This is a genomic window from Pseudoalteromonas sp. D15MCD-2 (assembly GCF_038562745.1).
GTDB lineage: Bacteria > Pseudomonadota > Gammaproteobacteria > Enterobacterales > Alteromonadaceae > Pseudoalteromonas.
In genome coordinates this window covers 579,337-601,030 of sequence record NZ_JBCFQE010000002.1, presented here as the reverse complement: position 1 = coordinate 601,030, position 21,694 = coordinate 579,337, and the positions used below count along the sequence as shown (strand labels likewise).

Annotated in this window: 17 protein-coding genes; all 17 read left to right on the top strand. The window is 41.3% G+C overall.

Annotation, left to right across the window (positions count from 1 at the left end; genetic code table 11):
• The first annotated feature begins 16 nt into the window (after positions 1-16).
• Positions 17-1,096 (top strand): diguanylate cyclase, encoded by a 1,080-nt coding sequence (locus AADY36_RS19425; RefSeq protein ID WP_235575516.1) that lies wholly within the window; start codon positions 17-19, stop codon positions 1,094-1,096.
• Positions 1,097-1,702 (top strand): DsbA family protein, encoded by a 606-nt coding sequence (locus tag AADY36_RS19420; RefSeq protein ID WP_054563801.1) that lies wholly within the window; start codon positions 1,097-1,099, stop codon positions 1,700-1,702.
• Positions 1,703-1,878: 176 nt separating this feature from the next.
• Positions 1,879-2,631, top strand: a complete 753-nt coding sequence (locus AADY36_RS19415) for a DUF3450 domain-containing protein (protein WP_054552068.1) — start codon at positions 1,879-1,881, stop codon at positions 2,629-2,631.
• A 10-nt stretch (positions 2,632-2,641) separates the two neighbouring features.
• The gene (locus AADY36_RS19410) at positions 2,642-4,009 is read left to right on the top strand and encodes a MotA/TolQ/ExbB proton channel family protein (protein ID WP_054563802.1); all 1,368 of its coding nucleotides are present in this window, start codon (positions 2,642-2,644) and stop codon (positions 4,007-4,009) included.
• A 3-nt stretch (positions 4,010-4,012) separates the two neighbouring features.
• The gene (locus AADY36_RS19405) at positions 4,013-4,540 is read left to right on the top strand and encodes a MotA/TolQ/ExbB proton channel family protein (RefSeq protein WP_054552070.1); all 528 of its coding nucleotides are present in this window, start codon (positions 4,013-4,015) and stop codon (positions 4,538-4,540) included.
• Positions 4,541-4,585: 45 nt separating this feature from the next.
• The gene (locus AADY36_RS19400) at positions 4,586-4,999 is read left to right on the top strand and encodes an ExbD/TolR family protein (RefSeq protein WP_036971869.1); all 414 of its coding nucleotides are present in this window, start codon (positions 4,586-4,588) and stop codon (positions 4,997-4,999) included.
• A gap of 12 nt (positions 5,000-5,011) precedes the next feature.
• Positions 5,012-5,617 carry an energy transducer TonB gene (locus AADY36_RS19395; protein WP_054552071.1) on the top strand — a complete coding sequence of 202 codons (606 nt, stop codon included), beginning with the start codon at positions 5,012-5,014 and terminating at the stop codon, positions 5,615-5,617.
• A 17-nt stretch (positions 5,618-5,634) separates the two neighbouring features.
• Positions 5,635-6,942, top strand: coding sequence for a tetratricopeptide repeat protein (locus AADY36_RS19390; protein ID WP_342409533.1), 1,308 nt, complete (start codon positions 5,635-5,637; stop codon positions 6,940-6,942).
• 291 nt (positions 6,943-7,233) lie between these two features.
• Entirely contained in the window at positions 7,234-9,987 is a 2,754-nt protein-coding gene (locus AADY36_RS19385; RefSeq protein ID WP_054563805.1) for a hypothetical protein, read from the top strand.
• 78 nt (positions 9,988-10,065) lie between these two features.
• A complete protein-coding gene (locus AADY36_RS19380; RefSeq protein WP_342409532.1) occupies positions 10,066-12,699 on the top strand; it encodes a TonB-dependent receptor domain-containing protein in 2,634 nt (877 codons plus the stop codon).
• A 137-nt stretch (positions 12,700-12,836) separates the two neighbouring features.
• The gene (yegS, locus tag AADY36_RS19375) at positions 12,837-13,748 is read left to right on the top strand and encodes a lipid kinase YegS (RefSeq protein ID WP_342409531.1); all 912 of its coding nucleotides are present in this window, start codon (positions 12,837-12,839) and stop codon (positions 13,746-13,748) included.
• A 378-nt stretch (positions 13,749-14,126) separates the two neighbouring features.
• Complete coding sequence (gene asd, locus AADY36_RS19370; protein ID WP_055021636.1) at positions 14,127-15,269, top strand: aspartate-semialdehyde dehydrogenase; 1,143 nt, start codon at positions 14,127-14,129, stop codon at positions 15,267-15,269.
• 61 nt (positions 15,270-15,330) lie between these two features.
• Positions 15,331-15,942 (top strand): FMN-binding negative transcriptional regulator, encoded by a 612-nt coding sequence (locus AADY36_RS19365; RefSeq protein WP_342409530.1) that lies wholly within the window; start codon positions 15,331-15,333, stop codon positions 15,940-15,942.
• 285 nt (positions 15,943-16,227) lie between these two features.
• Positions 16,228-18,186 (top strand): methyl-accepting chemotaxis protein, encoded by a 1,959-nt coding sequence (locus AADY36_RS19360; protein WP_054563810.1) that lies wholly within the window; start codon positions 16,228-16,230, stop codon positions 18,184-18,186.
• A gap of 238 nt (positions 18,187-18,424) precedes the next feature.
• Positions 18,425-19,882: an EAL domain-containing protein gene (locus AADY36_RS19355; RefSeq protein WP_342409529.1), complete on the top strand. Its 1,458-nt coding sequence runs from the start codon at positions 18,425-18,427 to the stop codon at positions 19,880-19,882.
• Positions 19,883-19,945: 63 nt separating this feature from the next.
• Complete coding sequence (locus AADY36_RS19350; protein ID WP_287202949.1) at positions 19,946-20,380, top strand: GNAT family N-acetyltransferase; 435 nt, start codon at positions 19,946-19,948, stop codon at positions 20,378-20,380.
• A 358-nt stretch (positions 20,381-20,738) separates the two neighbouring features.
• Positions 20,739-21,422 carry a hypothetical protein gene (locus tag AADY36_RS19345; RefSeq protein WP_342409528.1) on the top strand — a complete coding sequence of 228 codons (684 nt, stop codon included), beginning with the start codon at positions 20,739-20,741 and terminating at the stop codon, positions 21,420-21,422.
• The last annotated feature ends 272 nt before the right edge of the window (positions 21,423-21,694 follow it).

Below are 21,694 nucleotides of genomic sequence, written 5' to 3'. Positions count from 1 at the left end.
TTAAGAGACTGCAATTTTGGATCAAAATTGGCTTAATGCCATTACGTTAAACAGTGTCGACACGGCGGATAAACAGCGTCGTGCCTTCACGTTATTTGCCATGGCTTTTTTTGCCATCGTATTAATCACTTCGTTAGTGTTATCTAACTATCAAATTTACGCCTTACCGCTCACTATTATGTTAGTGGTGAGCGATATAACTATTGTGCTGTGCATGCTCTATTACTTTCGCACTGGTGCTTTAGTCTCTGTAAGCTGCATTATTTTATCGATTATTTTGCTTCTCTGTGTGGCCTTGGTGTACACCGGCGGCAAAGAAAACACCGCTTTATATTGGCTCATGTTTTACCCTATTGTGGCTTATGTCACTTTAGGGTTAAAAGTGGGCAGTGTGTTGGTTGGTATTATGTACGCTAGTGCAGTTGCACTGCTGTTCAGCCCCAACTTTGGGCAAGCGCATTACGGGCAAGTTGAAACCTCACGGTTTTTAGCCTCTTTCACTATGGTAATTTTGTTTTCTGGGATCAGTGAATATTTTAGGCAAAAAAGCCATCAAAAAATTGCTGATATTACCTTAATAGAAAAACGCGATGCATTAACAGACCCACTAACAGGCCTTGCCAATCGTCGTTACATTTATGAGCATATTCAGCCGCGCCTTGAAGCTGAAGCGGCTAATTATTTACCTATGTCGGTATTATTAATTGATTTAGATAACTTTAAATCACTTAACGATACTTATGGTCATGACTTTGGCGATCAGGCATTAATAGCCTTTACCTCTATGCTGCACGATAAATTACGTGGCACAGATATAAAAGCCCGTTATGGCGGCGAAGAGTTTATTATTTTGCTGCCAAAAGCCGGGCTTAACATTGCCCATGCGGTGGCTGAAAAACTGCGTAGTTATGTCGCCGAAAAACAGATCCCTTATGATGTTGGGCAGTCTGTAACCATTACCTGTAGTATTGGCATTGCCAGCCTAGAACGTGGTAGCCAATTTAGTAAAGCGATTAAACAAGCCGACGACAACCTCTATAAAGCCAAAGCGAAAGGGCGTAATGTAGTGGTCTCTGATTTAACTGAGATAAGCTAAATGGCCAAGCTAATTTATGTATACGACCCAATGTGTAGTTGGTGCTGGGGCTACAGAGAAACCTGGTTAAAACTAAAAGCTGCCCTTGACGATAAACTGGCTATTGAATATAAAGTGGGTGGCCTTGCGCCTGATTCAGATGAGCTAATGCCAATAGATATGCAGCAGTTTTTACAGCAAACATGGCAACGTATAGAACAGCAGCTTGGCACTCCATTTAATCATGAGTTTTGGCATACCGCGCAACCACGTCGCTCTACTTACCCTGCATGCCGTGCTGTGCTTGTTGCAAGGCAGCACAATAAAGAATGTGAAATGCTTTACGCCATTCAAAAAGCCTACTACTTAAATGCACAAAATCCATCTGACATCAGCACTCTTGCAAGCCTTGCTGAGCAAATAGGGTTAGAAAAAAACGCATTTATAAACGAAATTGAAAGTGAAAAAATAAATTCATTACTCATGGCCGAAATAAACCAAGCCAGAAGCTTACCTATTCAAGGATTTCCATCTTTAGTCCTTGAAAATAAAGGGCTATACACTGCTATCCCGGTTAATTATCAAGACTGGCAAAGCACTTATCAGCAAATAACATCTCATATTTAGTTCCCGAAACCCTCCAACTTTTGCCTTATCTTTGCGCAATATAAACTAATTGTTACAGCTGTCATATTTTTGTATTTTTTGCGCAACATGCTTGTCATTTTTCATCGTTATCCTTTCGCACAATAAAACAACCCAACTAGCAAATTAAGCTAACTTAACGAGTAAAGGTGTATGCGATGAAAGGCGTTAAACCACTGATTTTAGCAGGTATTGTAGCGGCATCTGCAGCAGTACATGCAAACGATCTAGATAAAGTAATTGATAAAAGCAGCGAGATAAACAAATCTGCAGCGCAATCACAAACTAAAATCGACAAGATTGCAGATTCAATGCAAGGTCGTTTACAACAATTCAAAGCCCTTAATAAAGAAATTGACGGCTTAACTGTTTATAACGCGCAACTTACTAAGCAATTGAATAACCAAATTGCAGAAATGGACGCGTTAAACGAGTCAATGGATCAGGTATCGGTTATCGAGCGTCAAATTACGCCGTTAATGATGCGTATGATCACAGGTCTTGAACAATTCGTTGCACTAGACGTGCCTTTCTTAACTGAAGAACGTAGCAAGCGTATTGCATCATTAAAAGAAATGATGGATCGCGCAGACATCACTTCAAGTGAAAAATTCCGCCGCTTACTTGAAGCTTACCAAGTAGAAGTTGATTACGGTCGCACTATCGAAGCGTATACATCATTACTGAATGTAGATGGCCAAGAGCGCGAAGTAGATTTCTTACGCATCGGTCGTTTAGAACTTATTTATTTAACACGCGATGGCAAAAAAGCAGGCAGCTGGGATAAAGAAACAAAATCGTTTGTTGAATTACCAGATTCTGCAATCAGCCAAATCAACAAAGGCTTACGCATTGCACGTAAGCAACTTGCCCCAGATATGTTAACACTGCCAGTCCACGCTGCTGAATAAGAGGTTTGAGATGAAATTATTTACGAAAATGACAAAAATGGCCGTGTTTGCAGCTGGCCTTGGTTTTGCTGGTAGCAGCCTAGCGGCTGAGCCAATGGATTTAGACTCATTACTAAAAACATTAGAGCAAGGTAAAGCACAGCAAAGCGCCGAAAATAAACAACGTGAACAAGAGTTCATGGCACGTCAAAACGAACAAGTACAAATGCTTAAAGATACACAAGCAAAACGTACTGCAATGCTTAACGAATCAGAGCGTTTAGAAACTCAGTTTGAAGAAAACGAAGTAAAGCTAGCTAACTTAACAGACACACTTTCTAACCGCATGGGTTCACTTAAAGAACTATTCGGTGTGTTACAACAAGTTGCGGGCGATTCAAGCAACAAATTCATGACGTCAGTTGTTTCTGCAGAGCTTCCTGGTCGTAGTAACTTCATGGATGAACTAGCACAAAAAATGGGTTCAACGTCAAAGCTTGCTTCTATCGATGATATCGAAAAAGTTTGGTTTGAATTACAACGCGAAATGACTGAGCAAGGTAAAGTATCTCGCTTTACAACAGATGTAATCGTTGAAGGTGGCAGCAAAGCACAAAAAGAAGTGGTGCGTGTTGGTGCATTTAACTTAATCGCAGACGGTAAATACCTTGAGTACACACCGGCTACAAATACAATCAGCCAGCTTACGCGTCAGCCTAGCAGCCGTTACACAGCAACTGCAGCTGATTTACAGCAAGCAAATTCAGGTGTTGTACCGTTCGCACTTGACCCTACAGGTGGTTCAATCTTAGGCCTTTTAGTACAAGCACCAGATACTGAAGAGCAAGTTCACCAAGGTGGTACGGTTGGTTACATCATCTTAGGTGTTGGTTTAATCGCTTTACTAATTGCACTTGAGCGTTTTGTATCTCTGATGATTATGGGTAGCAAAATCCGTCGTCAGCTTAAAGACACAGTGGCACGTGATGACAATCCACTTGGTCGCGTAATGAAAGTGAAAGATCAGTACCCAGATGTAGCGTACGACACGCTTGAGCTTAAATTAAGCGAAGCAATCATTCGTGAAATGCCAAAAATTACTCGTAACCTGACGCTAATTAAGATTATCTCTGTGGTAGCACCACTACTTGGTCTACTAGGTACGGTAACCGGTATGATTAACACCTTCCAAGCAATTACCTTGTTCGGTACAGGTGACCCTAAACTAATGGCGGGTGGTATTTCTCAGGCACTTGTAACAACGGTACTTGGTCTGGTTGTGGCTATCCCAACAGTATTCTTATACACACTTCTTAACACGCGTTCTAAAAATATGCTGTTGATTTTACAAGAGCAAAGCGCAGGTATCATCGCAGAGCGAAGCGAGAAAGGAGCATAAATCATGGTGCTATTGATTGATGCAATCAATGCTCTACGTGATTTCCTCGACACAGGTGGCCAAGTTCTCTTGGTCATCGGTGTCCTCATCTTCGCGATGTGGTTATTGATACTTGAGCGTTTTATGTATTTCTTTGGTGGCTTTAAACGCTACAAGAAAGACGTAAAAAGTACTTGGAGCAATAGAGCAGAGCGTAACAGCTGGAACGCAGAGCAAATTCGCCAAGCGATGATTTCACGCGCTGGCATGCAACTAAATAATAACCTTGCGCTAATCAACGTAATGGTTGCGTTATGTCCACTTTTAGGTCTGTTAGGTACCGTAACCGGCATGATCGAAGTATTTGATGTAATGGCAATCACAGGCACAGGCAGTGCACGTTCGATGGCATCAGGGGTGTCTAAAGCCACTATCCCAACAATGGCCGGCATGGTGGGTGCACTTTCAGGGGTTTTCGCATCAACGTTCTTACAACGTCGTGCAAAACGCGAAGTGCAATTACTTGAAGACAACATGGTCTTAGACCACTAAACGAATTTTAGGGTGATGTGAGCATCACCCACTAGGAGACTAACAATGAGAGCGCCACTAGGTAACTTATTTCAAGAAGACGACGCTGAAGAAATCAACATGACGCCAATGCTAGACGTTGTTTTCATCATGCTTATCTTCTTTATCGTAACAGCATCATTCGTAAAAGAAGCCGGTATTGATGTAAACCGCCCAGAAGCGGCAACGGCAGTGAAAAAAGAGCGTGCCAACATCTTAGTTGCTATTTCTGACAAAGGTGAAATTTGGATCAACAAACGCCAAGTAGATGTTCGTGCAGTACAAGCAAATATCGAGCGCTTAAAAGCTGAAAATCCACAAGGTAGTGTGGTTATTCAAGCTGATAAGAAAGCCACAACCGATGTACTTATTAAAGTAATGGATGCATCACGTGCTGCAGGCGCATTTGATGTGTCGATTGCTGCGCAAGAAGCATCATAAGGAAAGTGAGCGATGCGTTATATAGTTGCATTAATCATCGCTGGTATCGTGACTGTCATGCTGTTTTTAGGCATGCAGGCACTGATCACCGGTGGTGAAGGGGCCATGTCTGAGCCCGTAAAAGGAAACGTACTTGATTTTGTTCGTCTGAAAAAAGAAGAGACAGTGCAAAAGAAAGAACGTAAACCGCAAAAGCCACCAACGCCAAAAGAGCCACCTCCGCCAATGGAATCACCGCAAATGCAAAACAGTGATCCTAACGCGAGCAATGCCAACTTTGACTTTGGTGCCAGTGTTGAAGCCGACGTTAACTTAGCTGGCGGCTTAGCCCTTGAATCAAGCGACGGTGAATACTTACCGATTGTAAAAGTAGCGCCTGTTTATCCGCGCCGAGCTTTATCACGTGGAATTGAAGGCTATGTGATTGTTGAGTTTACAGTAACCAAGCAAGGCACAGTACGTGACCCGAAAGTTATTAAAGCTGAACCAGAGTCTTTGTTTGACCGCGCTGCGATGGATGCAGCACTTAAATTTAAATATAAACCGCGCGTTGTTAACGGTGAAGCTGTTGAAGTAGCGGGCGTACAGAACAAAATTTCTTTCCAAATTAACGGTTAGAAAAGAGGAATGCGATTATGAAACCTTTAAAAGTTGCCGTGATTTGCGCGGCTGCTTTCACAAGCAGCCTTGTAGTCCCAAGCGTTGTTAGCATGTTACCAGGTGTCACACTGGCAACGGCTTACGCACAAGAACAAAAAACTAAACGAGTACCTGCACTGCGCGAAAAAGTGTATAGCCAATTAGCACGAGCACAAAAGCTGGCTGATGATGGAGATGCAAAAGCAGGGTTAGAAGCTCTTGATAGTATTCAAGAGCGCTCTTCGAGCATGAACTCGTATGAAATTGCCATGATGCATAATTTCTACGGTTTTATTTACTACAACGAAAACGACCTTGATAAAGCAATTGCATCGTTTGAAAAAGTAGTAAACGAAGATGCGATTCCAGAAACCTTACGTGTAAGCACCACGTTTAGTTTAGCGCAACTTGCAATGGCTAATAGCGATTACGAAAAGGTAATCAAATACTTAGCACAGTGGGATGTGATTAACGACAAGCCTAAAACAGATGCTTATTATGTATTGAAATCTCAAGCGTATTATCAGCTTAAAGATTACCAAAAAGGCATTGAAAACATTAACCTAGCTATCGCAGAAGCCGACAGCAAAGGTGAAATGCCAAAAGAAAACTGGTTAATCTTACAGCGTGCAATGTACTACTCACTTAATCAGTCTGACAAAGTGGTCGAGGTACTTGAACGTTTAGTTAAGCTTTACAACAAGCCAGAGTACTGGGTTCAGTTAGGCGGCATGTACGGTGAAACGGGCGCAGAGAAAAAGCAATTAGCGGTTTTAGAAGCGGCATATCAACAAGGTTTCATGAAATCTAAATCAGATCTACGTCAATTATCACAAGTGTATTTATACAACGGCCTGGCTTTTAAAGCGGCAAATGTGATGAGTAAAGCTATGCAAGACGGTGTCGCTGAAAAATCAGCGAAAAACTATGCCTTTGTTGCAGAAGCAATGGTACAAGCAAAAGAGGCTGAAAAGTCACTTGCTTACTTTGCAAAAGCCGCTGATTTAGTAACGCATGGTCAGTACGAACAACGTATTGCAGAGGTAAGCATTAATCTTGAAAAATACGAAGAAGCAGCGGATGCAGCACGTAAAGCACTAGATAAAGGCGGCTTAGAGTTTGAATCAAATGTGTATGTAGCCCTTGGTATGGCGCAATACAATTTACAAAACTTTGATGCCTCGATTTTAGCGTTTGAACAAGCGGAAAAACACAAAAAGTCGCAGCATTTAGCTGAGCAATGGATCAAGTATGTGAAGCGTGAAAAAGTGCACGCCGAAACATTACGTACCGCTTTACTCTAAAATGGTATTCAACAGGTAAGCGTACAAAAGAACTAATTTATAATCGCAACACCAAAGCTGCCTTCGGGCGGCTTTTTTCCGTTCCTAAAATAAACTAACTTACTCTTTTTTATATAATTAATATTGTCATTTTATGTTTATTAAAGTGTAACTAGTTTGTCATACAGCTCCCGTAAGGTAGTCGCAGTTTAAAACTCAAGTGACCCAAAAGCATTAAGTTTCAGTGCTTTTTGGTGACTTGAGTTTATGCGCTAACACAATAATTAAATATCTATCTTAACGGAGTGAACAATGAAATTATCTGGCTTATTCAAGGTTAGTCTTGTAGCTACAGCAATCTCACTAGCAGGTTGTGGCGGTGGTGATATCAACATCAACGTAGAAGAAACAGTTGAGCAACCAACTACACCTACTAACCCAACTACACCACCAACAACTGAAGAGTTACCGGGTGTATACAGCCAAAGTCTTTCGAACGAAGTGTCTGCTGCATTAGGTCGTGATGTGACAGTACAAGTTCTTTCAGGCGTAATCACTGAAGATACAACATTATCAACAGACGCATTTTGGGCGCTTGATGGTGCTGTATTCGTTGGTAACGATAAAGCAGACAGTGCAACGTTAACAATTGAAGCGGGTGCGGTAGTATTCGGTAACAGCGGTTCTGATTACCTAGTTGTTAGCCGTGACTCTAAAATTGAAGCTACAGGTACTAAAAACGACCCTATCATCTTTACTTCTAAGCAAGACGTAGTTGGTGAAGAAACATCTGCAGGCCAATGGGGCGGTATGGTGCTTCTTGGTAACGGTATCTCTAATAAGTGTCCTGCTGAAGGCGATTGTGCTCTTCAAGTTGAAGGTGTTGAATCTGGTGCTGTATTCGGCGGTACAGACAATACAGATAGTTCTGGTACTTTAAAGTACGTTGTTGTTAAAAATGCTGGTTATGAAATTGCCCCAGATAATGAACTAAATGGTATTACATTTGGTGCTGTTGGTTCTGGTACAACGGTTGAGTACTTACAAGTTCACAACAACTCAGATGATGGTGTTGAATTCTTCGGTGGTGCGGTAAATCTGAAGCACGTTGTATTAACAAGCATCGACGACGATAGCATCGACTGGGACAATGGTTACCAAGGTAAAATGCAATTCGTTTACGTTGAACAAGATCCAGATTCAACAGATGCAAACCGTGGTATCGAAGCAGATAACGACGGTAGCACACCTTCTAAAGAACCAAAATCATTACCAATCATCTCTAACTTAACAATCATCGGCAACAACTTCGACGGTGAAGACGATGCTGAGGGTATCTACCTTCGTGAAGGTACAGGTTTACACCTTTACAACTCTGTGATCACTGGCTCTGACGAAATGGGTGAGTGTTTAGAAATTGAAGGTGCTGAAGACGGTGTAAGCGAAACAGTTAATAACGCTAACGATGGTACTATCTTAATTCAAAACACATTCATGTCGTGTACTAATGGCGAAAACTTCAAAAACCCAGTTGATGGTAGCGGCAATTCATTACTAGAGCTTGAAACGTGGTTTACAGCACAATCTGGTAACGTAATCAATGATAAGCCAATGCTTGGTGCAAACGGTCAACCAATTGCAGGTTCTCCATTACTAGGCGCGGGCCAAGATGTAGCAAATACTGTTGATGCGTTCTTCGATACAGTTGACTTTGTTGGTGCACTGAATGATTCAGATGACTGGCGTGAAGGTTGGGCATTTGGTTACGGTGGCGGTGAAGTAACTGCACCACCAGCAGTAGCAGGTTGTCCATCAGGTACAACGTCAATTTCTCCAGTTGATGGCAGCACAACAACATGTGAAGTGTCTGGTCGTATCACCGCTGATTTAACTCTTACTGCGGGTAACTACTACGCATTAAGCGGCGCAGTATTTGTAGGTGAAGATAATGCAGATTCAGCTACTTTAACAATCGAGCCAGGCGTAACAGTATATGGCCGTACAGGTGATGATTACTTAGTAATTAGCCGTGGTTCAAAAATTAATGCTAACGGTACTAAAGATGAGCCAATCTCGTTCACTTCAAGCCAAGATGTGATGGGTGGTACTACAGCCGCTGGTCAATGGGGTGGTTTAGTACTTCTTGGTAACGCACCATCAAACAAGTGTCCAGCAGAAGGTGATTGTGCACTTCAAGTTGAAGGTGTTGAGTCAGGTGCGGTGTTCGGTGGTACTGATACAACGGATAACTCAGGTACACTGCGTTATGTTCGTGTGATGAATGGTGGGTACGAAATCGCACCAGATAACGAATTAAACGGTATCACGTTCGGTGGTGTTGGTTCTGGTACAACTGTTGAGTATGTACAAGTACACCAAAATGCGGATGACGGTGTTGAGTTCTTCGGTGGTAACGTTCAAGCGAAGTACTTAGTACTAACAAGCATTCAAGATGACAGCATCGACTGGGACAATGGTTTCCAAGGTAAAATGCAGCACATTCTTGTTAAGCAAGCAGCTGATAACTCAGACGCGAACCGTGGTATTGAAGCAGACAACGATGGTTCTACACCGTCTAAAACACCTAAGTCAAACCCAACAATTGCTAACTTAACAATCATCGGTAATACCTTTGATGGTGAAGATGACTCAGAAGGTATGTACTTCCGTGAAGGTACGGGTGCGCAAATCTATAACGCAATCGTAACGGGCCCTGAAGGTATGGGCGAATGTCTAGAGATTGAAGGTGCTGCTTCAGGTGAAAGTGAAACAGTTAAGAATGCTCAAGATGGTACCTTAATGATTAAATCATCAGTGATTGCATGTTCTGAAAACTTCAAAGACCCAAGTGGTGTAGATTTCAGTGTTGAAAACTGGTGGACAAACACATTAGGTAACTTAGTTGCTACAGGTCAAACGCAAGTTGTAAATGGTATCTTCACTATCGATACAACAACAGCGACAGACGTTAAAGCAATCGACGGTTTCTTCGATACAACAACGCACATTGGTGCAGTATCTGCTGATAACAACTGGACTGAAGGTTGGACAGTAGGTCTGGAATAACACAGTAAGCGAGGTGCTAAACAACGTGTTTAGCACCTTTAAACAACTTTCTGTAACTTATTTCAGATAGAGGTAAACATGAAACAATATTCAAAACAGTTCAGCTTAACAGCACTAAGCGCAGCTATCTTATGCGGATTGAGTGTCTCAGCACACGCAGCTGAAGCAGACGAAGAAGCTGTTCTTGAAGAAATTGTTGTAAGTGCAAGTCGTTTAAAAGGCACTGCAACAGCTGTTCTAGAAGAGCGTAAACAGCAAGCATTCGTTGCTGATATTATGGGTGCAGAGCAAATTTCACGTAGTGGTGATAGTGACGCTGCTGCAGCGCTACGCCGTGTAACAGGTTTAACACTTGTTGATGGTAAGTTTATTTACGTTCGTGGTTTAGGTGAGCGATATTCAAGTACACAGTTAAATAACTCTGCTGTACCAAGTCCAGATCCAACACGTTCTGTATTACCACTGGATTTATTTCCATCAGGTATTATCGAAAGTTTATCAGTACAAAAATCGTATTCACCGTCAATGCCAGCGTCTTTTGGTGGTGGTAACGTTGATATTCGTTTGAAATCAATTCCAGATCAATTTGTATTTGATGTGACGGGTCAGCTTGGTTATAACAACAATAACTTTGATGATGGCCTTGAATACAACGGTGGTTCGGACGATTGGTACGGTGTTGATGATGGCACACGCGAAATTCCGCGTCCTATCCTTGATGTGTACCAAAGTGGTCAATCGCTTGATGATTTAACACCTGAGCAAAGCCGTGCTTTAGCACTGTCGTTAAATCGCGATTATGATCCAAAATCAGCAAAGGTTGATCCGAATACGAAGTTCACTGCCACATTAGGTAACAGCTTTGAATCGGATAAATGGCGCTACGGTTTATTATCGTCGCTTAGCTACGATAATAAACACGTTGTTTCAGATGAGTATCAAGGTCAAGGTTTCTTGATTGGTGAAAACTCAACAACCATGATCCGTGGTTATGACCAAGTACTAAGTACAGAACACACGGTTAAGACATCAGGAATGGTTACGGTTGGTGTTGAGTATGACAAAGCGCATAAAATTGACTACACAGCTTTAATCTTACGCGATACTGAAGATAAAATTTCAGACCGTTTAGGTATTGACCAAAACAACAATACCTCTGATAACAAGCGTGTACGCTCGTACGATGTTCGTTATGAAGAGCGTGAGCTGATCGTTAATCAATTAAAAGGTATGCATACTTTTGATTGGTTGAATTACGCGGGTTTTGACTGGAAGTATTCAATTGGTCGCTCAAACCGTTACGCACCAGGTAACATGGAAACTCGTTTCATTGTTACTGATGCCAATGAAGATGGGTTTTACGATACAGTAAACGAAAGCGCATTAACCAATGCAACAACAGCTGCACGTTACACTTTCCAAGATTTGGATGATGAAGTAGAGAACTACGGTTTTAACTTTACGTTGCCTATTATGCTAGATGGCGTGGATGTTGAGCTTAAATCAGGGGCTGACTTTATCTCTAAAGAGCGTTCAGCAACTAACCGTCGTTTTGATATCAATACACGTGCATTCTCAGATGTTGACTTAAACGGAAATGAGTTAAACACCATTTTATCTGATGATGTACTTACAAACGCGTCACTAACGCAGCCAATCTTAAACGATACAACGGTTTCAGGCGATGACTATAAGTCAGCGCAGAAAGTGGATGCATACTACTTCGAAGCTGATTTCTTCTTCAATAACACATGGCGTATTACCGGTGGTTTACGTTGGGAAGATTTCCGTCAAGTATCTGTTCCTCTTGACCCATTTACTGGTGGCCTTGCATCTTCTATCGATTATGATGAGTTAGATCAGCTCGCATTCCGTGAAGACGACGTTTATAGCGCACTTGCATTAACTTATGTACAAAGTGACGAAACGCAATGGCGCTTAAGCTATGGTGAAACTGTTGTTCGCCCAGATTTACGTGAGATTTCTGACGCAACTTACATCGATCCGCTTACAGAATACCCTGTAGGTGGTACGCCAGGTCTACGTACAACCCAAATCAAAAACTATGATTTCCGCTGGGAAAACTATTTTGATACGGGCGAGAACTTCTCTGTTGGTGTGTTCTATAAAGACATGGTTGACCCAATTGAGTCTGTTCAATCACCTGCACAAGATGGTCCACCTCTGGTACGTATTGCTAATGCAGAAGATGGCTATGTTGCTGGTGTTGAATTTGAATACCTGAAAGATTTCGCTTTCTTAGGTGGATTCTGGCAAGACGTATTCATGACAGGTAACGTGACTTTAAGTGACTCAGAAATCAACATGGACCGTCAGGCGATTGTTGAACAAACAGGGGTTTCTGCAGCGGTTACAAATACAACACGTCGCATGACGGGTCACTCAAAATATGTTGTAAACATGCAGTTAGGCTATGACGCACCTAGTGGGCAACATGCTTCAACGCTAATCTATAACGTATTTGGTGAGCGGATTATAATTCCTGGCATTGAAGGTCAAGAAGATTGGATGGAGCAACCTTTCCACTCTCTAGACTTTAACTACACCTATTTCCCTGATTTCAACTCAAGCTTGAAGTTTAAAGTGACGAATATTTTGGGCGCAAAATCTGAAATAGAGTCAGCGGGTACCTTAACTCGCTCTAAAGAGAAAGGCACTGAGTTCTCAATTGAGTACAAATATCAGTTTTAAATCTCTGACCAAGGAAGGATACAATAATAAATCCTAACGTTGATTTAGCCCTGCACTAGCAGGGCTTTTTTGTTTCTGTATTGTCTATAAACCATTGCGTGTTATGGTAGTTCTAAGTGTTAAAACAGGGATTTAAAATGGACTTACGGTTAATTATAAATGGCAAAAAAGCGGCTGATGAGCAGCTTCGTGACGCCATCGGTCAATTTCGAACTAGTCAGCAACTTGCGGTGCGTGTTACCTATGAAGGCGGTGACATTGAGCGCTTTATCAATGAAGCCGTGGCAGAGGGTGTAAAACGTGTTGTAGTAGCTGGTGGTGATGGCACCGTTAATGAAGCCGTTAATGCATTAATGAAACTGGAAAAGTCACAACGTTTAGAGCTTGCAATTTTACCTATGGGCACAGCAAATGATTTTGCAACAGCCGCTAATATTCCTCACGGGTACTTGCCAGCGCTGAAACTTGCCGCACAGGGTCAGCCGTATGCAATTGATACGGTAGAGGTTGATAAGCGCTATTTTGTGAATGTAGCCAGTGCTGGCTTTGGGGCAAAAATTACCGCAACCACACCGCCTGCACTGAAGAACTTACTCGGTGGTGGCGCGTATACCTTGGCTGGTCTTGTACAAGCGCTGAGTTTTGTACCTTACAGTGGCGAGTTAACGCTGCCTGATGGTGAACGTACTTCGGGAGATATTATTGCCGCCGCCGTATGTAATGGCCGCCAAGCGGGCGGTGGCCAGCCACTTGCGCCACATGCGTACATAAATGATGGCTTGGTTGATTTAGTGGCGTTTACATCATTTGCAATTTCAGATGTACCAGCGGTTATCGAAGAGCTCAGCAATTACCCTAATTCATCGCAACAATGGGTAAAACGCTTTCAAGTGCCTTGGCTTGAATGGCAAACACAAACAGAAATGCCAATAAACTTAGATGGCGAGCCAATTACCTCAAAACAACAGCGTTTTGAAGTGCATGCTGGCGCGCTAAACATGGTGCTACCAGACGCTTGTCCGATGCTAGGGCGTGCTGACCTTTTATGATTGATTTTGCAGCAGTGTGTTTGGTATTTAGGCAAGGCAGAGCCTATGTAGTGTGGTTGTTCCACATAAATAGGCGATAACGCAGCATCAATGCCAAACACGCGCTGCCCTTCGGGTTCTTCCTAGGGGCGATTAACTCTTTGTTGCTCGATTTTTACTTAGCCCACTAGGTTACAAATCTCGCGCCGCGATTAAATCGCCCCTAGAGTGAACAAATTTCAATCCACAAAGGTTAGCACGCCCTAATAAACGATGATGAAAAATTTTGATGTTACTCGGTTAGCGCTGGTTTTGCTAAGGCCGCAATGCTAGATTACTTCTGTAAAAATTAAACTCTCACGCAATGGACTTTAATTTTTAACAGTTTAGGTAATTTGAATGAATCAAACAGTGGAACAAACAATGAAAAAAGTAGGATTAGTCGGTTGGCGGGGCATGGTTGGCTCTGTGTTATTAGAACGTATGCAGCAAGAAAATGATTTTTCTAATATCGACACGACTTTTTTCACCACCTCACAAACCGGTCAATTAGGTCCTGATCTTGCGGGTCCTGCTAAACCGCTTTTAGATGCCAATGATATCGCAGAGCTTGCGAAGATGGATATTATTGTTACTTGCCAAGGCGGTGACTATACCAAAGCCGTTTACCCGCAATTACGCGAATCAGGTTGGCAAGGTTATTGGATTGACGCGGCATCGGCACTGCGTATGAGTGACGACAGTATTATTGTGCTAGATCCGGTAAATAAAGACGTTATCAGTGCGGGCTTAGAGCAAGGTGTTAAAACCTATGTGGGCGGTAACTGTACCGTATCACTAATGCTATTAGCGCTAGGCGGTTTATTTGAGCAAGACTTGATTGAATGGGTAAGCCCAATGACATATCAAGCGGCTTCTGGTGCAGGCGCACGCAACATGAAAGAGTTAATTGCGCAAATGGGTGCAATTCACGAAACAGTGGCAGACAAGCTTGCAGATCCAAATGCTGCGATTCTTGAGATTGATAAGTTAGTCACCGAAAAAATTGCCTCAAGCGATTTACCACAAGACCAGTTTGGTGTGCCTTTAGCTGGTAGCCTTATCCCTTGGATTGATGTACCAATGCCAAGCGGTCAAAGTAAAGAAGAGTGGAAAGCGCAAGTTGAAGCAAACAAAATTTTAGGTAGCAGCGAACAACCTGTCCCTGTTGATGGTTTATGTGTTCGCATTGGCGCAATGCGTTGTCACTCACAAGCGATGACAATTAAGCTGCGCAAAGACATTAGCGTTGAGAAAATTGAAGAAATTCTAGCTTCTCACAATGAGTGGGTAAAAGTGATCCCGAATGATCGTGACATTACCGCTACAGACTTAACACCTGTAAAAGTAACTGGCACGTTGTCTATTCCGGTAGGTCGTATTCGTAAATTAGCGATGGGCCCAGAATACATCAGTGCATTTACAGTGGGTGACCAACTATTATGGGGTGCAGCTGAGCCACTTCGTCGCATGTTACGCATTATTGTTGATGGCCAACATTAATCACACAACTCAATATTAAGGCTAGCAGTTTGCTGGCCTTTTTTAGCACTAAAGGAAAGTAATGCACACCCCCAATAAATGGAAAATGACACCAGAGCGAGTATCGCAGTTCATTAAAACCTACAGCTTTGCACTGATGGTTGATAGTGAGTTTGAGGCAACTCATTTACCTTTAGTTTATAAGCCCGATGAGGGCGAGTTTGGTACCTTATATGGTCATGTGTCACGGGCTAATAGTCACGGCAAAAGCTTGCAAGGTACCCGTGTATTAGTGGTCTTTAACGGCCCGCATAGTTATATATCTCCCACTTGGTATAGCGAGAAGCCAGCTGTATCAACTTGGAACTACGCTGTGGTGCATGCCAAGGGCAAAGTAGAATACCTCAATGATGAAAACACCTTAGCCTGCCTAGATGAGTTAATTAGCCAATACGAGCCGAGTATTTTAAACGACACCAGTTTATTGCCAGCTGATTATCAAGCCAAGTTACTTCGTGGCATTGTTGGTATTAAAATCGAACTTGATTCAATTCAGGCAAAAGAAAAGTTAGGCCAGCATAAATCGGCAGCGGATCAACAAGGTGTTGTAACAGGGTTAAAATCAGATAAACACCCAGATGCCCAAGCCTTACTTAGCTATATGCTTAAACATGAAGTAGGAATAGGCAGCTAATTTGCATCCCGCAAATGCTGCCAATTGGTTGGAAAGTATCAAGCACTGCTTTGTTAAAAGCATGTTAACTACTAAAACTAAAGTTAGTACATTCCATGTATCTGTCAACTAAATGTCATATTTAGAGACGGTAAGTTTCGAGTTAAAGCAATCTTAGAAGATATGTAAAACTGATTGATTTTATTTATCCTAATCTACTTTGCACCGAAAAAATAAACACTTAATTATTTGCCGAACTTCCAAGCCCTCACTATATTTTCTTAAGTGCTTAGTTGGAAGTTGGCTATGAACATTTCAAAAAAATTAAAACTCGCCTTTGCGTCAGCCATTGCGCTGCCACTCATTATCATTGCTGTGCTTGTAATTACACAAACAAGACAGCAAGCCCTCGATAGTTTTGCCGAGCTTAGTGAAAGAGAAGCAAGACAAGTCGATAATGGTATCAGTATGTTTTTTGCCGAAATCGAAAAAAACGTCGATTACCTTGCTTCCCATGCCGCTATCTTAGATGCCAAGCAAGGTGTTAAAACCCATATGCAGTCACCTAGTGCAGAAAAGCTTGATCATTTAAGTGGTAGTAACATCGAACAAAACGCCTTTAGTTTGTTTGATCACTTTGGCGCCACCCACCCGGGACTTGCATATATTTATATGGGTAATGAGCAAGGCGGTTATATTCAATGGCCAGAGGGGGAAGTTACAGCGAATTATGACCCTAGAGTGAGGCCTTGGTACGAAACAGGCAAAGCAGCAGATGGTAAAACGGTAAGAACCAATGCCTATTATTGGGCAGCCGATGACATGGTAATTGTTTCTACTGTTAAAGCGATTAAACAAGCAGGAGAGTTTATTGGTGTGCAGGGCATGGATGTATCCTTGCAGGGCCTTACCGATATTATTGCGAACATTAAACTTGGTGAAACTGGCTATTTAATGTTGATTGAAGATAGTGGCAATGTACTCGTTGACGTTAAAAATGCTGATTACAGGTTTAAACAGTTAGCACAAGTCAATAACGGAAAATACAAACAGCTCGCTGAGAATAATCAGGGGCAATTTGAAATCGACATTAATGGCAAAGATTACTTAGCAAATATTTACACCTCGCAAAAATTAGGCTGGAAATTTATAGGTTTAGTTGAAAAATCTGAAGTGATGAGTGCTGCAAACGCAATGACGATTACCATTTTAGTCATCAGTGCAATCTTGATTGCTGTGTTCATTTTAGTTGCTAGCTATATTTCTAAATTAATTTCTGCACCTATTGTTGAAGTAAGTGATGGTCTTACCGAGATATCGCAAGGTGGTGGTGATTTAACTAAACGTTTAGTGATTAAAACACGGGATGAAACGGCCAAACTGGCTAACAGCTTTAACTTATTTTTGAATCTAATATCGGATTTAGTCACGCAAATTAATGATTGTGCGCAAAATGTTAGTGATACCTCAGCGCAAACATCATCACAGGCGGCGCAATTATCTGGCTCAACATCACAGCAACAACAAGCCCTTGAAATGGCGGCCACAGCAATTAATGAAATGGCAGCGACTGCTAATGAAGTCTCTGCTAGTTGTGCCAATGCAGCAGAGCTTGCATCGCAAACACAGCAGGCCTCTGAGCTTGGGCAAAGTGTTATATCTGAAACGGTTGATAGTGTTGTATCTTTGTCTGAGGTGATAACCAAAGCAACCCAAGATATAAACCAACTCGACGCTGAAAGCGAAAACATCATGTCGATATTAAGCGTGATAAGAGGCATTGCAGAGCAAACCAATTTGTTAGCCTTAAATGCAGCAATTGAAGCGGCGAGGGCAGGCGACCATGGTCGAGGTTTTGCGGTAGTTGCAGATGAGGTGCGTGCGTTATCACAAAGAACCTCAGAATCAACAGAAGAAATAGCAAGTCAGTTAGATACGTTACGTAAAATGTCTGATCAAGTGTCAAAAGAGATGACAACCAGCTTAAACCGTACAAACAAAACGGTTGATTTAGCCCATTCAGCACAGCAACAATTTAGCGAAATAACCGCGTCCATCGTCAATATTAGCGATTTAAATACACAAATTGCCACCGCAGCCGAAGAGCAACAGCATGTAGCTGAAGACATTAACCGCAATGTGGTTGAAATTAAAAATGCGGCTGATGATGTAAGCGAAATTGCCGATAGTGCAAGAGGTAATGGAGAGAAACTAAACCTGTTATCGAATACACTGACTGATTTAGTGGGTAAATTTAAAGTGTAAGTGAGGCATTATTGAAACTTTGTTGTTATTTTTTTAAGTAGACTTACGAGCTGGATCAATTTATCAAAAAATAATTACCCGTTTTAGGTTCTAGGACTTGATTTGATAATACAATATGATTAAGTTTTAACAGCAACCAACTACACAGTAATGAGCTATGCAGGGAAGAACATTCAACTTTAACAAATTGCCACTTATTGTTTGTTTACTAATGTTCTTTCTAACCTGCGTTTTTCATGTGTCTGTAAGTTATTTTCAGGTAAGACACCAAAAGCAATTTTCGAACGTTTTATTAAATAAGGCTGAGCATATCTCTGCAGATATCTCATCAGCAATAAATGCCGCTTCACAGATATCATCTCGTCAATGTGACACTCAAACCATTAATAAATTACGGGTGATTTTGGCCAATTATGAATACGTTCATGATCTAGGTTTAATTAGAAAAGGTAAGGTTAAGTGCTCTGCAAATTGGGGTAAGTTAGACAAAACAACTTTACTTACTCAGCAATTATATAATTCATCTTCAGGGTATGATTTTGCAGCAGAGGTTGCAGGTGTTTTTCCTGTAGAAACAAAGTATGACGTCACTAAACGTGACGATATCATCGCATTCACTGTAAACAAGCCTTTTAAACATATTGATGAATTAAACAAGCACTTTGAATTTAAAATTATTTCTAAAAATAAAGAGTATGTTTTTCATCACTATGAAACCCAATATCAATTTAACAGCAAAACATTATTGCCAACTCAACAGGTAGAAACGTGTAGTACACAATTTTCTTATTGTGTTGTCACTGAGAATAATCGCCCAGGTATTTTGTATTTCCCGCTGTACATATCTGTATTGATCATATGTATGCTTGGTTTAATTAGCTTTTTAATAGCGTATTCTTTGAGCTCATATTTTGATATACAAAACTCCATGGAATTCAGACTTCGAAGGGCAATCAAAAATGCACAGTTGTATCTTGAGTATCAACCAATCATAGATGTTAAAACTAACAAAATAATTGGTGTTGAGAGTTTAGTCCGCTGGAAAGACGAAATACATGGCCAGGTTTCACCGGAACTATTTTTAGGTGTTGCTGAGCAGTTATCTTTGTATCCTATGTTGGCCTATGAATGCGCGACGAAGGCCCTTCAAGAATTAGCACCAATTATGAAAACCGATCATGGTTTTTCTGTCGCAATTAATGTTAATGCATATGAAATTGAAAACCCCGAGTTTTTAGATTACTTACATCAGTTTTGTAGTAAGTATGAGCTAAGGAATGAGCAAGTAAAGATAGAGATCACAGAGCGCATTGGCCTGCCATTAACTTTATTAGCTTGCTTCGCTTTAAAGGCTAAAAAATATGGCTTTAAAATAGCGCTCGATGATTTTGGAACCGGGGTATCTAACCTTGTGTGGCTTACAGAAATCAACTTTGATGTAATCAAGATAGATAAGGTATTTACCCAATCAATTACAGATGGTGTTAAGCAAAAAATGATTTTGGCGATAATGTCATTAGTCTCAGAGCTCAACCGAACTGTTATCTTTGAAGGGGTTGAAACTGAGGACGAGTACAATTTTATCGAGAGTCATAACGAGGATTACCAAATACAAGGTTGGTATTTTTATAAATCATTGTCTTTGCGAGAGTTACAAAGTGCTTTGGTTGATAATGACAATGCTCAAACGCTCTAGACTTATTTTGCTGTTACACATTAGTATGTAACCGGCAATCGCTGTAGAACAAAATGGAAAATAATGAAAGTAGACAATGCGAACGCTGAAGATTACCCAGAGCTACTCGCTGTATGGGAAAACTCAGTTCGATCAACCCATGATTTTATAACTGAAGACGACATCGCTTTTTTTAAGCCAATTATTATTGAACAGGCATTTCCTAATGTGACTTTAAAGTGCATTAAGGATGAGCATCAGGCCATTTTAGGCTTCGTTGGCGTACATGAGTGTAAAATAGAAATGTTGTTCATTTTAGATGCCGCAAGGGGTATGGGGATAGGTAAAACACTCTTGAACTATGCGGTTGAGCAATTAGCAGCCAACAAAGTGGATGTTAATGAGCAAAACCCACTTGCAGTGGGGTTTTATCAGCATATGGGGTTTAAAGTTACCTCACGCTCGCCATTAGATGATATGGGCAAGCCTTTTCCAATATTACACATGGAACTCGCGTAGGAATGACTGCAGCCGTGTAGGTCGTCATTTATAGCGACAATAACCGTGAACGATGAATGTACTACGTTGAAACGCCTCCTACATACTTTCAGCTTGTGTCTCACTAACTTCTTTTTAACGCGCTAAAGCACGACCTACAAACGCGCGAAACAAGTTTCACGCCTACGAAAGAAAACATTAGGCGCTAGGATTCAGGCTCTAGGACGCGATGTAAAATCACTGCTACTTGTTCGGCGTTGAAACGCCTCCTACAAACTTTCCCCTTGTATCTTATAAACAAAAAAATCATTACTTGTCATACAAAATAATCTATTGTATTTTCAGGGAATTAAGGTTTAAAAATAAAAGGATTTTAGTAATGGTTAAACTAAATGGATTCACAGTTTTAATTTTGATTGCTATCAGTTCGCTAATAACTTATTTGGTTACTTCATCGAGCAACAATAGTGAGGTGACGGCTACCGTAATAGAGAGTCAAGTTAATAGTGATTCTAATAAAGAAGTGATCTCGGCGAATAACAAAGATATACATCAAAGCACTATTCAAGTTAAACAATTAGCCAATTCAGAGCCTGAAGGTAATAAGGTGAGTGAAGAGCAAGGTCAACAAACGAATTTAGCTGATAGACATTTTTCATCATCAGAATCTGTTACCAATTCATTCATCACTGATAATGGGCAAATTAAACAGCAAAGCGTATTTGGCGCAATCACAATTCCTGAATTTCATGACTTTTTGAATAATGTACGAGGTGCAGAAGAAACCGATAATTCAATAGTAAGAGAAGTTAAGCTGCTCGAGATGTTGAGTCAAATTCGCACAAACGACGTTTATGCTGAAGACTTTGCTTGTAGAGGTAAAGTCTGTGCTATGTCATTTCACCATGAGGCTAACTCTGATTTTGATCTTGATAAGTTGAGTACTTTTGATGAAAACTACCTTTTCACAAACACATCAAAAGATGAATCAGGTTCAACAGTGACAAGAGTCTTGTTTATTCAAACAGACAACCCATCTCAATTAGTTTTTACCAATGGATAGTCTTTGTAGATCGTCATTTATGGCGACAATAACCGTGAACATTCTTCAAATTACGTGCTATAGCACTATCTACAAGACAACGCGCGAAACAAGTTTCACGCCTACGAAAGAAAACATTAGGCGCTAGGATTTAGGCTCTGGGACGCGATGTAAAATCGCTGCTACTTGTTCGGCCTAGAAACTTTCAACTTGTAGCTTGCTAACTCGCTAACTTTCCCCTTAATCGCGCTAAAGCACGACCTACAAACGCGCGAAACAAGTTTCACGCCTAC

Bases quoted from the DNA above. Each gene is read 5' to 3' on its own strand.
- yegS (WP_342409531.1), top strand. From the start codon at position 12,837: ATGGACTTACGGTTAATTATAAATGGCAAAAAAGCGGCTGATGAGCAG.
- AADY36_RS19385 (WP_054563805.1), top strand. From the start codon at position 7,234: ATGAAATTATCTGGCTTATTCAAGGTTAGTCTTGTAGCTACAGCAATC.
- AADY36_RS19405 (WP_054552070.1), top strand. From the start codon at position 4,013: ATGGTGCTATTGATTGATGCAATCAATGCTCTACGTGATTTCCTCGAC.
- AADY36_RS19350 (WP_287202949.1), top strand. From the start codon at position 19,946: ATGAAAGTAGACAATGCGAACGCTGAAGATTACCCAGAGCTACTCGCT.
- AADY36_RS19400 (WP_036971869.1), top strand. From the start codon at position 4,586: ATGAGAGCGCCACTAGGTAACTTATTTCAAGAAGACGACGCTGAAGAA.
- asd (WP_055021636.1), top strand. From the start codon at position 14,127: ATGAATCAAACAGTGGAACAAACAATGAAAAAAGTAGGATTAGTCGGT.
- AADY36_RS19365 (WP_342409530.1), top strand. From the start codon at position 15,331: ATGCACACCCCCAATAAATGGAAAATGACACCAGAGCGAGTATCGCAG.
- AADY36_RS19410 (WP_054563802.1), top strand. From the start codon at position 2,642: ATGAAATTATTTACGAAAATGACAAAAATGGCCGTGTTTGCAGCTGGC.
- AADY36_RS19345 (WP_342409528.1), top strand. From the start codon at position 20,739: ATGGTTAAACTAAATGGATTCACAGTTTTAATTTTGATTGCTATCAGT.
- AADY36_RS19390 (WP_342409533.1), top strand. From the start codon at position 5,635: ATGAAACCTTTAAAAGTTGCCGTGATTTGCGCGGCTGCTTTCACAAGC.
- AADY36_RS19395 (WP_054552071.1), top strand. From the start codon at position 5,012: ATGCGTTATATAGTTGCATTAATCATCGCTGGTATCGTGACTGTCATG.
- AADY36_RS19420 (WP_054563801.1), top strand. From the start codon at position 1,097: ATGGCCAAGCTAATTTATGTATACGACCCAATGTGTAGTTGGTGCTGG.
- AADY36_RS19360 (WP_054563810.1), top strand. From the start codon at position 16,228: ATGAACATTTCAAAAAAATTAAAACTCGCCTTTGCGTCAGCCATTGCG.
- AADY36_RS19415 (WP_054552068.1), top strand. From the start codon at position 1,879: ATGAAAGGCGTTAAACCACTGATTTTAGCAGGTATTGTAGCGGCATCT.
- AADY36_RS19380 (WP_342409532.1), top strand. From the start codon at position 10,066: ATGAAACAATATTCAAAACAGTTCAGCTTAACAGCACTAAGCGCAGCT.